At 35.2% G+C, this 14,083-nt stretch carries 15 protein-coding genes; 1 reads left to right on the forward strand and 14 read right to left on the reverse strand.

Annotated elements, in window-relative coordinates:
- From Q0X52_RS02450 to Q0X52_RS02490, 9 genes are all read right to left on the reverse strand, one after another.
- A partial coding sequence (locus Q0X52_RS02450) for an SDR family NAD(P)-dependent oxidoreductase (RefSeq protein ID WP_297574422.1) occupies positions 1 to 238 on the reverse strand: 238 nt, incomplete at its 3' end.
- Positions 231 to 1,424: an ankyrin repeat domain-containing protein gene (locus Q0X52_RS02455; protein ID WP_297574424.1), complete on the reverse strand. Its 1,194-nt coding sequence runs from the start codon at positions 1,422 to 1,424 to the stop codon at positions 231 to 233. The genes Q0X52_RS02450 and Q0X52_RS02455, both read right to left, overlap by 8 nt.
- 208 nt (positions 1,425 to 1,632) lie before the next feature.
- Complete coding sequence (pyk, locus tag Q0X52_RS02460) at positions 1,633 to 3,087, reverse strand: pyruvate kinase (RefSeq protein ID WP_297574425.1); 1,455 nt, start codon at positions 3,085 to 3,087, stop codon at positions 1,633 to 1,635.
- Positions 3,084 to 3,782: a class I SAM-dependent methyltransferase gene (locus tag Q0X52_RS02465; RefSeq protein ID WP_297574427.1), complete on the reverse strand. Its 699-nt coding sequence runs from the start codon at positions 3,780 to 3,782 to the stop codon at positions 3,084 to 3,086. The genes pyk and Q0X52_RS02465 overlap by 4 nt, the downstream gene beginning before the upstream one ends.
- A gap of 21 nt (positions 3,783 to 3,803) precedes the next feature.
- The gene (locus tag Q0X52_RS02470) at positions 3,804 to 4,763 is read right to left on the reverse strand and encodes a hypothetical protein (protein WP_297574429.1); all 960 of its coding nucleotides are present in this window, start codon (positions 4,761 to 4,763) and stop codon (positions 3,804 to 3,806) included.
- Position 4,764: 1 nt separating this feature from the next.
- Positions 4,765 to 5,415: an ABC transporter ATP-binding protein gene (locus Q0X52_RS02475; RefSeq protein ID WP_297574433.1), complete on the reverse strand. Its 651-nt coding sequence runs from the start codon at positions 5,413 to 5,415 to the stop codon at positions 4,765 to 4,767.
- Positions 5,412 to 6,614 carry an FtsX-like permease family protein gene (locus tag Q0X52_RS02480; protein ID WP_297574436.1) on the reverse strand — a complete coding sequence of 401 codons (1,203 nt, stop codon included), beginning with the start codon at positions 6,612 to 6,614 and terminating at the stop codon, positions 5,412 to 5,414. The genes Q0X52_RS02475 and Q0X52_RS02480 overlap by 4 nt, the downstream gene beginning before the upstream one ends.
- The gene (locus tag Q0X52_RS02485) at positions 6,571 to 6,849 is read right to left on the reverse strand and encodes a hypothetical protein (protein WP_297574439.1); all 279 of its coding nucleotides are present in this window, start codon (positions 6,847 to 6,849) and stop codon (positions 6,571 to 6,573) included. The genes Q0X52_RS02480 and Q0X52_RS02485 overlap by 44 nt, the downstream gene beginning before the upstream one ends.
- The gene (locus tag Q0X52_RS02490) at positions 6,842 to 7,954 is read right to left on the reverse strand and encodes a nitrous oxide reductase accessory protein NosL (protein ID WP_297574442.1); all 1,113 of its coding nucleotides are present in this window, start codon (positions 7,952 to 7,954) and stop codon (positions 6,842 to 6,844) included. The genes Q0X52_RS02485 and Q0X52_RS02490 overlap by 8 nt, the downstream gene beginning before the upstream one ends.
- Before the next feature lie 252 nt (positions 7,955 to 8,206).
- Here Q0X52_RS02490 and Q0X52_RS02495 point away from each other — a divergent pair, with 252 nt between their 5' ends.
- Complete coding sequence (locus tag Q0X52_RS02495; protein WP_297574445.1) at positions 8,207 to 9,010, forward strand: transporter substrate-binding domain-containing protein; 804 nt, start codon at positions 8,207 to 8,209, stop codon at positions 9,008 to 9,010.
- 24 nt (positions 9,011 to 9,034) lie between these two features.
- Here the strand turns inward: Q0X52_RS02495 and Q0X52_RS02500 are convergent, their stop codons facing one another.
- From Q0X52_RS02500 to murC, 5 genes are all read right to left on the reverse strand, one after another.
- Positions 9,035 to 9,409, reverse strand: a complete 375-nt coding sequence (locus tag Q0X52_RS02500; protein WP_297574448.1) for a RidA family protein — start codon at positions 9,407 to 9,409, stop codon at positions 9,035 to 9,037.
- Between the two features lie 172 nt (positions 9,410 to 9,581).
- Entirely contained in the window at positions 9,582 to 10,190 is a 609-nt protein-coding gene (locus Q0X52_RS02505) for a LysE family transporter (protein WP_297574451.1), read from the reverse strand.
- A 20-nt stretch (positions 10,191 to 10,210) separates the two neighbouring features.
- Positions 10,211 to 12,415 carry an endonuclease MutS2 gene (locus tag Q0X52_RS02510; protein ID WP_297574454.1) on the reverse strand — a complete coding sequence of 735 codons (2,205 nt, stop codon included), beginning with the start codon at positions 12,413 to 12,415 and terminating at the stop codon, positions 10,211 to 10,213.
- Positions 12,412 to 12,759 (reverse strand): hypothetical protein, encoded by a 348-nt coding sequence (locus Q0X52_RS02515; protein ID WP_297574456.1) that lies wholly within the window; start codon positions 12,757 to 12,759, stop codon positions 12,412 to 12,414. The genes Q0X52_RS02510 and Q0X52_RS02515 overlap by 4 nt, the downstream gene beginning before the upstream one ends.
- 10 nt (positions 12,760 to 12,769) lie before the next feature.
- Complete coding sequence (gene murC / locus Q0X52_RS02520; RefSeq protein WP_297574458.1) at positions 12,770 to 14,083, reverse strand: UDP-N-acetylmuramate--L-alanine ligase; 1,314 nt, start codon at positions 14,081 to 14,083, stop codon at positions 12,770 to 12,772.

The raw sequence follows: 14,083 nt of genomic DNA on the forward strand, positions 1-14,083 counted from the left end.
TGTTTTTAAACTCTTTTGGCAGGCTTTCAATACTTTCAAAAATAGCTTTTTTATCCATAACATCAGCACAAATCGTGTGAGCTTTTACGCCAAATTTAGCAATACTATCTTTTAGACTATCAAGTCTTTCTTTCCTTCTTGCAAGTAAAATAGTGTTATAGCCATTTTTTGCAAAAAGTAGCGCTGTTGCTTCGCCAAATCCAGATGTAGCACCTGTTATTAGTATATTTTTACTCATAATATTCTCCTAAATTTTGTTTTTTAAGACCGCTTTTTTTAAGATATGCAGCGATATCTTCATTGTTGCCCAAAATCGCATAATCAAGCGCATTTAAGCCCATGTCATCAACTGCATTGATGTTTGCTTTGTGTGCGATGAGCTGCTTTACAATCTCTAAGTTGGAGTGATGAGCTGCATGCATCAAAAGAGTTTTAGAGGTGTGATTGAGTGCGCAAAATTTTATGTAAAATGGCGTATTGCCGCTCATAGTTTTTGCCAACTTTTCAGACTCGGAGATATATTTTGCATTGACATTGGCGCCATTTTCTATCAAAAAGCTAACCAAATCGCTATCTTTTAACTCTACAGCATAAAAAATCGCACTTTTGCCAAAGCTGTTTTGATAGTTGATATTGGCACCTTTTGATAGCAAAAATTCCAATATTGCTCTGTTTTTAAGTGCAAAAAAGAGGCTGTTTTCATCGCCTAAATTTATCCTTGCGCCACTCTCTATCAAGAAATTTAAAAAACCTATCTCTCTATTTTGTAAAATCGCTATAAAAAGCGCATTGGTAAGGTCAAGGTTGGAGATGTTTTTAGAAAGAAGCAGTGACTTTAACTCATCGATATCTATATTTTTATCAAGCACTAGCTCCTCTATAGCTGAAAAACTATATTCTAAGGCGCTCTGTCCTGCGATGTAGTCTATAAATTTCGCACCTATAAACTCAGCTAAAAAATCCGCCTCTTTGTTGTCATAGCCAAAATTTGTTACAAAGTGGCTTTTAAACTTGCTTATCGCTTCTTTGTGGAGATTGTTAAATTTCAAATAGAGTTCATAGTTGTAAAAGCTTCTATAGCTCCAATACTCAAGATAAGCGCGCTCATCATCGACAAAAAGCGCCTTTGCATCCTTATACTCTTGCGGTGCAAAAAGCATAAGATAGACTGAGTTTTCAAAGGCTTTTTTGTAGTCCAAAACTCCCATACCATCGCAATCTATCTCATCGCCTCTTATTTTGTAAGCAACATCAAAAAGCTCTTTTAAAAGTTCATCATCAAAAAGCGCCTCTTTGCACTTTTCAAAAGCGGGGCTATTTTGCTCTTTGACTATGAGAGTTGGGTTGTTTTTATACTCCAAGCACTTGCTTGTGGCTCCAAAACAACAAAGAGCAGTGCAGATAAAAATAGATAAAATTCTCATCCAAATCTCCAAATTTTTAGGATATTGTAGCCAAATTTAGACAATGCAAGCTGTAAAAAGTCGCTTAAAAATGGCTAAATTTCAAGTCAAAAAAAGTTAAATTTAAAAAAATAGCTCTATTTGAAATTTAGGCTCTTTTACTAGGATAAAAAAGTCTAAATTTCACTTTGCAAATAGGCAAGTTTTGAGAGCTTTTAGGCAAAAAAGCTTAAATTTCAGACTTTAAATTTCTATAGTAATCAATCTGATCTTTTTTGATGATTCTTATATAGTTGGTACTTCCTGGAGCGCCTGTTTGAAAGCCCGCAGTTATGAGATAGGTCTTGTCATCTTCGATGAGATTTTTCTTATAACCCTCTTTTATAATCTTTGCTATTAGCTCTTGGACTTGAAGTTTTTCTTGCACCATTATAGGACAAACTCCCCATGCGATGGTCAAAGAGTGCGCTGTTTCTTCATCGTGCGATATGGCATAGATATCTATTTGTGGGCGGTTTCTTGCCATTTTTATAGCTGAAGCGCCAGAGCTTGTGATACAAAAAATCTTGCTAGCGCCTATGCTTTGTGCAAGTCTTGCCGCACTTGAGACCACCATATCGGTCTCATCAAAAAATTCATATTTATCAAATTTATTGTATGGATAGATCTTTTCAATCTGTTCTATCGTGCTGCTCATCGCCTTTACGACCAAAGGTGGGTGTTTGCCAACGGCACTCTCTTCGCTGAGCATTACAGCGTCAGTTCCGTCTAAAACAGCATTGGCAACATCGCTTATCTCGGCTCTTGTTGCTCTTTCGTTCTCGGTCATACTAAGCATCATCTGTGTTGCAGTTATGACTGGCTTTGCATGTTCATTTGCCTTTTTGATAATCATCTTTTGAATGTTTGGCACCTCATAATATGGCACCTCTATGCCAAGATCCCCTCTTGCTACCATTATGCCATCGCTTACACTGATGATATCATCGATATTTTCCACTGCGTCAAATTTCTCAATCTTTGAGTAAATTTTTGCCTTGCTACCAAAGCCATCAAGTATCTTTTTGACTCTAAGGACATCGTTGGAGTTTTGGACAAAAGAGATACCGACAAATGTAACATTTTCTTTGGCGCCCCATTCCAAATCTTTTAGGTCTTTTTTGGTGATAACATCAATATTTAGCCTAGTGTTTGGGAAATTTACACCTTTGTTTGAAGTAAGTATGCCGCTGTTTTCAAGGATGGCCTCTACCTTTTTGTCACTGCTACAGATGACTTTGGCACGTATTGCACCATCGCAAAGATAGATATATTCGCCAACTTTGATGAGATCTAAAATCTCAGGATGATTTATGCAAAGCTCATAAACACCCTTATCTATGGCCTTTCCAACAACTTGCTCTTTGATAAAGATAAGTTTGTCGCCGGAGTTTAGTCGAAAGATATCTTCTAACTTTCCAACTCTAATCTTTGGACCGCTTATATCTTGAAAAACTCCTATCCTTATGCCAAGCTTCTTTTCTACCGCTCGTATTTTGTCTAAATTTGACTTATGATAGGCGTGATCGCCGTGGCTAAAGTTCATTCTAAAGACATTGACTCCTGCCTTTACAAGCTCTTCTATCGTTTGTATGTTGTCACTTGCTGGACCTATGGTTGCAACTATCTTTGTCTTTCTTCTCAATTTTTCTCCTTTTTAAAAAGCAAGATATTTTTATCGGCATGGTTATCATCACTATATAAAAAAATATCCCTCTTTTCAATAAATTTAAGGGCTAAATTTCTCTTTATAAACTCAACTTCGTGATAATATTGCAAAATATCTTCTTCTATCTTTTTGTATAACTTGCCCTCTTTTGCAAAATAGATCATCTTTGTCTTTAAAATCTCATCTTCATATGTTGCGTCAATTATCAAGTCGCCATCATCGTCGTTCTCGTGCAAAAGACCTTGTGCAATCTGACTAAATCCATACTTGGAATTTATATCAAAAGCAAAGTATCCGCCCTCTTCTAAATGCTCTGGAATCTCTTTTAAAAAGAGCTTCAACTCATCTTTTTTAAGATAGTTAAGCACATCAAAAGTAGCCGTAATAAGAGCAAATTTACCCAAATCGCTCAAAGAACAAGCTCTTGCATCAACGCCAAAATTTACCGCCCGCTCTACCATAGTTTGGCTCTTGTCTATCCCAATGACACTAAAGCCCCTGTCTTCCAAAAGTCTTGCAAACTCTCCCGAACCACACCCAAAATCTAAAGTGGCGCAGTTTTGTATAGAAAACTCCTTAAAAAGTGAGAGAAAACTACTATAAAGCTCTGCTCTTGCCATGTCAAAATCCAAAAGCTCCTCTATTTTTGCATATAACTCAAGACTATTCATAACAACCCTTTAAATTTCAATCTATAGCCAAACGCCATTTTTTATGTAGTAACTAAGTGGAAAATAGCTAAGAAGTAGCACTAAAATGGTATTTATAATCATAGATATCTTATATAGTTTCAAATCCACATCGACCTCTAAGATCTTTTCTAAAAAGACAAAAAGCCCAGGCAACGTTCCAAAAAATATCAACAGATAGATGAGATAGCCGATATAGTGATACTCTTTTTGCAACATACAAAATGGGCATTTGTGAAGTGGCAACTCATAAATATATGGCGAAAAGTAGCGAATAATCGCATAGATGGTAAAAAACATAAAAATAAAACTAAAAAACCCAAACATCACCTCTATCTTAGTTAGCGCCCAAAAAAGCAGCAACAAAAATGAAAAATAAAAGATAGATAATATAAATAAATTTTTATGCCAAAATGGGACTTTAGTTAGTGCTGTGCTTTTGAAAATTTGACTACAACACTCAACAACCTCATCAACTCTTATTGAGCTAAAGTGAATCCACTCAAAGACAAACTCAAAGATAAAAAAGATAAAAAGCGGTATAAAAAACTTAAATTTGGTTATAAAAAAGTTTGAAGTTGGACTTTGAAAATCTTTATAGTTGATAAAAAGCCAACCTGAGAGCAAAAAAAGGTTGATTATCTTTAAAAAAAGCATATAGGCACCAAAATTTGTAGCATCAACTATACCAACGCCGCACATCGCACCAGGCACCAAAAAGGATATCTCATCCATACTCCAGACAAAAAAGAGAAAAAGCGGAAGTTTTATGATGAGTATAAAAACTATGATAGTAGAGACTAAATAGCCCTGTTTAGAGAGTAGATAGTCCTTTGTGCTAAGGCGATTGGCGCGATATCCTAAAACTATCTTAAAAGAGTAATAAAAGGCGATAAAGGCAAAGAAAAAAAGTAGCGACTCAACTGCCAAAAATGTCAGTATGAATGGATTTAGAAGTATCAAATTAGCCCCTTTTCATCTCATAAGTAGATGAGATGAGGCTACTTTCCAAAACTAGCGGATCGTGAGAGGCGATGATGATGGTCTTTCCCATATCTCTAATCTCTTCAAAGTACTTCAACAAATCCTTGCTAAGTGCCAAGTCTAGGTTGGCGGTGGGTTCATCTGCTAAGATATATTTTGGATCGTTTATCAAAGCCCTTATAATGGCAACTCTTTGCTGTTCGCCGCCAGATAAAAATTTGGCTTTGACCTCTTTTTTGTCTGTTAGTTTAAAATAACTAAGTAGCTCCAAAGCTCGCTCTTTTTTGCCACCGCCATCAGGAAGAGTTGGCAACAAAACATTTTCTAAGATGTTAAAAGTTGGAATAAGGTTGAAGTTTTGGAATATTAGTCCAATGTTTTTTCGCCTAAATTTATCTGCAAATTTAAAAGAGAGCTTTGTAATGCTCACATCATCAATCAAAACTTCCCCCAAACTTGGCTTTGCAATGCCAGCGATGATAGATAAAACTGTGCTTTTTCCACTCCCGCTAATCCCTTTTAGTGCAAAAATGCTATTGTCTTCTACCTTGAAACTAAGCTCTTTTAGAGCGCAAAACTCATTTGGCTCATTTTCATTAAAAATCTTTGTAATATCGATAAGTTCAATCATTTTATAACCTCTAAAGCATCACTTGTAGCAATCTTCCAAGCAGGCACTATGCTAACAGCGACAAATAGCGGCACACTCATCAAAAAGAGCATAATCATAGTCTTAAAGTCCATAACAAAAATTAGATCAAATGGATGTTTTATACTCTCATATCCTGTAAAAACTCCCCTAATGCCAACAGCGCCCAAGACATAGACATAAAACATAGCTGCTAAAAAACCGATAAAAAATGCAAAAACACTAAGAATCAAAGACTCCAAAAGTTTATAAGTTATAACGTGAGATATCTCCCAACCAAGGGCTTTAAGGATACCTAGCTCTCTTTTTTCTTCGCTTCTTATCCCGCTTACTTTCTCATAAAGTATGATAGAAAAAGTGACAAATGAGATGAAAATTCCCATCAAAAACCAACCGGACTTAAAGTCATAAAGTAGCTCATACTCTTTTAAAATCTCTTTTTTTGTAATGGCTTTGATGGTAGGCTCTTCTATCATAATTTTATCTGCTATAAAATCAACTTCGTGCGGATTGGAGATGTTTAGCAAAATATCGCTATAGTAGCCATCTTTTATCCCTAAAATTTTCCTAGCATTCTCAACACTTACTAAGATAACATCGTTATTTTCAAGCGAACTGCCAAAGTTATAAACTCCTGCTAGCTTAAGAGATAGGATAGATCTATCTGGTGTATAAAATGGTATAGCGTTAAAGGTCTTGATATATCTATCCAATCTTTTAACAAGCGCTTTTGAAGCTATAAATGAGTTATCCAAGCTCTCTTCATAGAGCATTGCAGCCTTTTGTATCTCTTTGTTGTAGATGGTGCTGTAAGGATCTACTCCATAAACTGAAAAATAGACTCCCTCATTTATGAGATGATATTGTCCCCAAACTCTTTTTTCAACTGAACTAATGCCTGAATAGTTCCAAATAAACTCAATATCTCCATCGCTTATAAGATAGCTTTTGCCACCATAGTTTTTTTGCAATATGATATCTGGAAGCTCTTTTTGTATGATTTTGTACTCATATTTTAGTGAGTTGGTTATCATAATGACAGATGAGATTAAAAAGACTAAAAAGCCAAAAATGACAACGATAAAGATGTTTTTAAAGCCATATCTAGTAAGTGATGCAAGTGTATAGTCAAATATATTATTCATATCTTTTGTATAGTCCTGAGTTGATAAATGTAGCACTCTTGCTCTCTAAAAGCCCTGGATGGTAGTTGTAAATATCGCCAACACAAGAGCCAAACTGCTCTCTTACATAGGGTGTTTGGCTCCAAAAAGAAAAGCTGTTTGTTTTGGTTATAGCTACAAATGCCCTTTTTTCGTCGATATAACTCTCTCTTTCTATAAGATAAAAGAGTAAAAAAGCATATGCAAAAACAACTGCAAATGTAGCTATATAAAACTTAACTCTTCTAGTCACATTTTAGTCCATCGAGTTGGCAAACAATGCTTTTGGTTATCTCTTGATAGCTCAACACATCACTGCCTTTGTGATCTTTTCTAAAGTTTTGTGCCTCTTTTTTGCTACTAAATGGGATAAGTTCATTGCCCATTGGTCCATAAACATCGCTACCAAGTACATAGTAAGCTTTAGTTGCATCTATCCCTTTTTGGTTGTAGTAGTCAGTTACTAGAACTCTTTTTATCTTTATCTCCTTGCCAGCATATTTTTTAGGGTCAAAGACAAATTTCATCATATCTTTTACACCATCAAATGCATAGTATCCACCATCATACTCTACTTTAGCAACCCACTCTGGATATTTGCTCACAAACATAGCGCAAACTGGGCATCTATCCTCTTTTGTAACACTCATAGAGAAGCTCTCATCGCTACTTTTTTCTCTCTTTACATCCCAAAGATAAAGAGCAATTGGTTGGAATTGCATAGGGTCTTTTATATCACAATAATTTTTAAGATCTGCTTTTAATTTGGCGATATTTTCATAGCTTGATGGATTTATCTCTTTGCACTTTGACTCATAGAGCTTTTGACCTTTTGGATAGACATTCTTTTCAAGTCTAGACTGCCTTGCTGCTTCGCTAGTTTGCATTACTCCTGTAACTTGCTCATAAACTTCATCAAATGTCTTAATCTCTCCGCCAAACTCAGCCCTAAACTCTCTTGCATCAGCTCCATCCTTAAAGGCATAAAGGCTAAGTGGCAACATTGTTGTTGGTGCGTTGGCTCCAACTACATAATAGGCACTTTTTGCATCTATTGCTTTTTGGCTTTTGGCATCAATAACTTTTACTGTAGTCATATCGACCTCTTTGCTCTTTCTGTCCTCTATAAGACATCTTATAGAGCAATACTCTCTATCGGTTCCATCTTTTAGCTTTGCCATATGGACTGTTTTGTAGTGCATTTTTAAATCCATTCCGCATATTGGGCAATACTCCTTGCCATCGCCTTTTTGTGTATAGAGTGGCTCAACTGTAGCTTTTTTTGAAAAATTTTCTTGTGCAAAGACTCCAGTCAAGCAAAATAGCGTAGCTGCTAAAACTAAGAAGATTTTTTTCATCTTTTATCCTTGAATTGATATCTGTTCTTAAAATAAACAGTGCTGATGATTATACTTTAAATTTTCTAATTTGTTTCCAATAATATTAAAAATAATATTTTTAATATAAAATAAAAATGATTAAATTTCAAATTTTTATAAATCTTTTTCCATTAAAATCGCCAACTCTTAGCTCTTCTTTGTTTTTTTAAATATATTATTAACAAATTTATAATTATAATTCTATGGTTAAATTTAGATTTGGAGATTTTTATGAAAAAACTACTGCTTTTACTGCTCTGCCTTTGCTACTCTTTTGGCGCTGATTTTGATGAGATAGTTCAAAACAAATTTGTAAGAATTGGTGTATCGCCATATATGCCGCCTTTTAGCATGCAAAATGACAATGGAGAATTTGAAGGATTTGAGATAGGTTTTTCAAAAGTGCTTATTGAAAAGATTTTTGGAAAAGATGTAGAGGTGAAATTTATAGCAGTTCAGCAATCAGACAGAAGTAAAGCATTAAGAGAAGATAAGGTGGATATGATAGTTGCTGCTTATACAAGAAATCCTAAAAGAGCTAGAGTGGTTGACTTTTCGATTCCCTATTTTTCAATAAATTTATCAGTAGTTACACCGATAAGTGCCAACATTAAAAAGATTTCGGATCTTTACGGCAAGAGAGTTTTAACCATAGAAAATACAAACTCAGATGACTATCTTAAAAAAGTTGGTAAATTTAAGATTGTCTATTGTCAAGACAATAAAGAGTGTTATAACAAGCTAAGAGCCAAAGATGCAGATGCTTTTATGCACAACATCGTAAGTGTCGCAACAATACCTTTAATAAACCCAGATTATGAGATAAGTATCAAGCAGATAGGTCAGTCATTTATGGACTGTGTTGCAGTACAAAAAGGTAGCACAAAACTACTTAGCAAGATAAACGAAACTATCATTGAGCTTGGTCAAAGCGGCTTTTTTAAAGAGTCTTATAACAATACATTTAAAACTTTTTATAGAGGAACTTTGGATTGTAAATACTTCGTATTGGACGATATTTACGGAATGTTTTAGGGGAATAATCGCCCCTAAATTTGGCTATCTTTTTTTGGCAATAAACTCTATCTCGATGTTTGCATTTTTTGGAAGTGAAGCTACGCCAACAGTCGATCTTGCCGGTTTATGTTCGCCCATAAATTTTTCATAAATTCTATTTACAACATCAAAATTATCCATATTTACTAGAAATATATTTGCCTTAACGACATCGCTTAAGGTAAGATCTGCCTCTTTTAAGATAGCTTTTAAATTTATAAGGACTTGATTGGTTTCAAGAGCAATACCGCCATCTAAAAACTCCCCATTTACATTCATAGCAATTTGACCAGATGTAAATAAAAAACCATTTGACAAAACCCCTTGAGAGTATGGTCCAAGCGCTGCTGGTGCATTTTTGGTAGATATTATTTTCATTGAAACTCCTTTTAAATAGTTTTTATATTATATCAAAATGATTACATTTAATAGCAAATTTAGCCAAATTTAAAAGCTTGACTCATTATTTTATTGTTACATTTAAAGACTTATATTTGACACCTTTAAATTTCAAATTTAAACAAAAGATATCGCTGTGCTTAAATCTCAACTAAACTAAAAAGTTCTTATAAATGAGCTTAAAGACAAAAAACATAATGATAATAGCGGAAAAATAGGCAAAGAGTTTTACTGCTTTTTGTGAGATAAAGGCTCTACTTTTGTTGATAGCAAGTGGCAACAAAACAAGCCACAAAGATGAGGCGATAAAAAAACCAAGTGCCAAAAAGACAATTCCACCACTATATCCAGCGCTTATAGCGGCAATACTTAGCCAAAAAGTTATGGCATAGGGATTGGCAAAGCCAAGAAACAGCCCCTTTATGTAGCTTTTAAATGGTGAGTCTATCTGCTTTGCTTTGCTTATATCAAGCGGCCTATTTGCGCCCTTTATTATCATAACTGCTATATAAGTTAAAAAAACTGAGCCAAAAAGGGCCAGTGCCTTCATCATTATAGTTCCCTTTAAAAAGGCCAAAACTCCGACATTTAGCAAGGTAAAATAGACAATATCAGCACTCAAAGCCCCAAAACCAAAGGCTATCGCAACTTTTAGTGAGACAAGAGCGTAAGCTATGATTAGGACATTGATTGGACCCATCGGTATGACAAGACCAAATCCTAACATAACTCCTTGAAAAAATATAGACCAAAAACTCACGCTCTACTCCTTAAATCAAGCTACAATCTTACCACTTTAGAGCCATAACCGCCTTGACTAGGTGGCGCGTCATAAAACTCTTTTACACTTGGATGAGTAGATAAAAAGTTTTTTACAGCCCAAGCAAGTTTGCCAGTGCCAATGCCGTGCTTTACTATAACCTCATCAAAACCTGCAATAAGGCTATCGGAGATAAATTTATCAAGTAGCATTATCGCCTCATCAGATCTAAGTCCGTGGAGATCAAGCACCAAAGCATTTGAGCCGCTTTTTTCTACACTTATTTTTATATTTTTGGCTCTATTTTGCTTTACTATAGTAGTAGGACGCAACTCTTTAAGTGCAACTCTTAGACTAATCCCCTCTGTTTGGACTGTGGCTTCGTTTTTGGAGATGGAGATAATCGTTCCTTTTATGTTTTGGTATTTGACCGCGTCGCCTACCTTAAACTCTAAATTTGGTCTGTTTTCTTTTGGTAAAAGTATCGCTTTTTTAAGCTCGTTTGCCCTATTTATTGCTCGTTGCTTCTCTTTTGTATCTTTTAAATTTATACCTTTTTTAAGCTCATTTATCGCATTGTAATACTCAAGCTCTAGCCGCGATAAACTCTCTTTTTGTCTATTGCGCCAAAGTTCGTGTTCATCTTCTATTTTTTTGGTTAGGGATTGAAGTTTTTGCTCTTTTCTTTGGCACTCTTGCAGGCTCTCTTTAAGTTCTGACTCTAAATTTATAGCCTTGCTAATCGCCTCATTTAGTCCCTCTTTATCTTCGCCATAAAGCTCTTTTGCCTCTTTTACCAAATTTGATGGAATGCCATATCGCAAAGCTGTCTCAAAAGCATAAGACTTGCCTATTGTCCCTTTTAAAAACTCATATTTTGGAAGGGCTTTTGCTTCATCATAGAGAGCCGCCAACATCTCAACATCTTCATTTTTGGCTAAAAGCACGGCAAGATGTTTGTTGTGAGTGGTAATGACAACCTTAACATCATCTCTAATAAGCGTCCCAACAAGTCTGCTATAAAGCGCTGCTGCCTCTTCAAAGTCCGTTCCTAGCTCAATCTCATCTATACCAATAAGGATATTTTTTTTGCCAAAAAGTTTGCTAAAGTGTAGCATTCTTCCTGCAAATGTTGAGATATCGTTTTTTACATTTTGCGGATCTTCCATAATAAGATCAAACTCTTTAAAGGTCGCGATAGAAGAGTTGGCGGCATTTATTGACATTGGAAGTAGATATTTGCAAAGAAAAGAGGCTGTGATAATGGACTTAAGAAGCATACTTTTTCCACCGGCATTTACGCCTGTTATCAAAAGCACCTTTTTATCAAAAGAGATATCTACTCTTTTTGGATTTTTAAGTGCTGGGTGGGCAAACTCTTTTAGCACAATCTCTTTGGAGTTATTTGGTAAAACAAACTCATAGTCATAGCACTTTGCCATCATAACTCGTGCAATAAGGCTATCTAACCTATCAAAAGCACCATTTATAAACTTAAGAAAGGCTAAATTTTTGCTAAAAGTGGCACTTATTTTTTTGGTGTATTCTTCGATGATGAGCTCTTTTTTTTGCAAAATCTCCTCTTGCTCATCTTTTAGCTTGGAGATAGAGTCTGGTATGATGTAGAAAAATCCACCACTACTTCTTGCAACAACTCTTCCTTTTATAAAGTGGTTAAAGCCGCCTCTTAAGAGCAAAGTTTCATTTTCGTTTATGTAGTGTATCTGAGTATCGACTAGATATGGCGCTAAGTTTTTAGAATAGACAATTCTCTTTAAGATAGTATCAATCGCCTCTTTTTTTATGGCAAATGCAACATTTAAGCTCTTAAAACGTTCATCAATCTCCTCTTTTAACTCGCCTTTGTCGTTAAAATATGTTGAAATTTGATAGATCTCATCTGGTATGACAATCTTATCAAGCCACTCTTTTATGCTTCCATCAAGCTTGGTTTTTTTGATATAGACAAAATAGGAGATAATCTTGCAAAACTCATAAATTTCACTAATATGAAGTATAAAGTGTTTAGAGAGCCTAATAAGTGCGTCATCTAAATTTGCCACCTCTTTTGACTCTTTTAACAAAACATTACTAAGCTCTAAAAGCTGTCTGTAGGCAATCTTGCTATCTCCCTCTATAAAAAGTGGCTTTTTTCTAGCTAAAAAGGAGTTAAATTTATCCATATACTCCTTAAGATCAAGTCTTTCTATAAACTCTTGATTCATTTTTTGCACTCTTTTATATCAAAAACAAGCCCTTGAAATTCAACTTTTGCCTCTTTTTTGGCAATAAAACTAGATGATGCATATGAAAAGCCAAAATTGTCTTTATCTACAGTTGTGCCGTTGCAATTAAGTGTGCCACCCTGCTCAAAATGGACTATTAGTTCATCTCTTAGCTCATACTCGCTTTTTTTGACTTCGCTTTCATAAAAATAGCCAAAAACAAATGTAACTATCAAAAAAATTCCAACTATACTCTTTATAATGCTATTTCTTTTGGAGTTTTTAAGCAAAAATAGTAAGATTAAAAATAGTATTATTAGTAAAAAAAATATAAGTCTTATCAAATCATCTCCTTTAGTTAAAATCACCTCTTAACTGATAGGTTATATCTCCAGCACCAAAGCCAACGACAAGTCCCTCATCAAGCAGATGTTTTACTCCAAAATCATCTATAAACTCAACTCCCCTCTCAACTCTTTTTAAAGAATTTGTAAAGAGTGGATTTAGGTGTGAAAACTCCTCTTTTAAATTTATGCCATTATCATCTTCGCCAGCCGCATAAACAGGCAAAATCACAACCTCATCAACAGCTTTGAAGCACTCTTTAAATTTGGCTAAATTTGCCTTTAGTCTTGTATATCTATGTGGTTGAAAAATGGCAATAATACGCTTAAGACCCAAAAGCTTGGCATACTCTTTTATGCTTTTTATGGTTGCCTCTATCTCAGTTGGGTGGTGTGCATAGTCATCAATCAAGACAAAATTACTATCTGCATAGAGGATATCAAAGCGTTTTTTTATCCCTCTGTAGCTTTTAATCTTTTCTCTTATCTCTTCAAGCCCAATCTGCGTGCTTGCTGCAAGTATTGCAAGGCTTGCGTCAATTGCAATATGCTCTCCTAGCCCAAAAACTTCAAATGTCCCAAGACCCTTTAGACAAAAGCTCATATAGGGTTGGTGGGATTTGAGAACTACCTTCATATCGGTTATATCTTTGCTTGGAAAAAGCTTGATAGAGTCCATCTTCAAAGCGCCCAAAAACTCATCTTCGGCATTGATAACTCTTATTGTTGCGCGCTCCAAAAAACCTTTGTAGGCAGAGTGAAATTTATTTAAATCATAACAATAATGCTCCATATGCTCAGGCTCTGCGTTTGTAACAACCGCTAGATAGGGATTGGAGTTTAAAAAGCTACTATCGCTCTCATCTGCTTCAAAGATGACATTTTGATTTTTGTTGTATTTCATATTGGAGTTAAACTGCTTTGAGATAGCGCCAATGATAACTGAGCCATCAAGTAGGCTTGCAAGCATAGCTGAAGTTGTGCTTTTGCCATGTGCGCCAGCAACCGAAAAGACCTTTTTATCCTGCAATATAAATGGCAATATCTCTTTTCTAGAGTAGCACTTTATCTGCTTTTTTCTAGCCTCAACTAGCTCAGCATTGTCCTCTTTGATGGCAGCTGAGTAGATAACTAAGTCTTGATCTTTGATGTTTGCTTTGTTGTGCGGTGTAGAGATCTGCATACCTTCATCTCTAAGCTCTTTTATAACTTCGCTCTCTTTTATATCTGAGCCACTTATAACATACTCTTTTTTCTCGTTTAAAAACCTAGCAATAGCAGAGATACCAATCCCGCCAATGCCTATAAAATGAACTTTTTTCAC

It is taken from the genome of uncultured Campylobacter sp. (genome assembly GCF_947255105.1).
Classification (GTDB): domain Bacteria; phylum Campylobacterota; class Campylobacteria; order Campylobacterales; family Campylobacteraceae; genus Campylobacter_B.

Excerpts from the sequence above, each read along its gene's own strand:
- Q0X52_RS02495 (WP_297574445.1), top strand. The coding sequence starts at position 8,207 with ATGAAAAAACTACTGCTTTTACTGCTCTGCCTTTGCTACTCTTTTGGC.
- Q0X52_RS02475 (WP_297574433.1), bottom strand. The coding sequence starts at position 5,415 with ATGATTGAACTTATCGATATTACAAAGATTTTTAATGAAAATGAGCCA.
- Q0X52_RS02465 (WP_297574427.1), bottom strand. The coding sequence starts at position 3,782 with ATGAATAGTCTTGAGTTATATGCAAAAATAGAGGAGCTTTTGGATTTT.
- Q0X52_RS02500 (WP_297574448.1), bottom strand. The coding sequence starts at position 9,409 with ATGAAAATAATATCTACCAAAAATGCACCAGCAGCGCTTGGACCATAC.
- Q0X52_RS02510 (WP_297574454.1), bottom strand. The coding sequence starts at position 12,415 with ATGAATCAAGAGTTTATAGAAAGACTTGATCTTAAGGAGTATATGGAT.
- Q0X52_RS02490 (WP_297574442.1), bottom strand. The coding sequence starts at position 7,954 with ATGAAAAAAATCTTCTTAGTTTTAGCAGCTACGCTATTTTGCTTGACT.
- Q0X52_RS02455 (WP_297574424.1), bottom strand. The coding sequence starts at position 1,424 with ATGAGAATTTTATCTATTTTTATCTGCACTGCTCTTTGTTGTTTTGGA.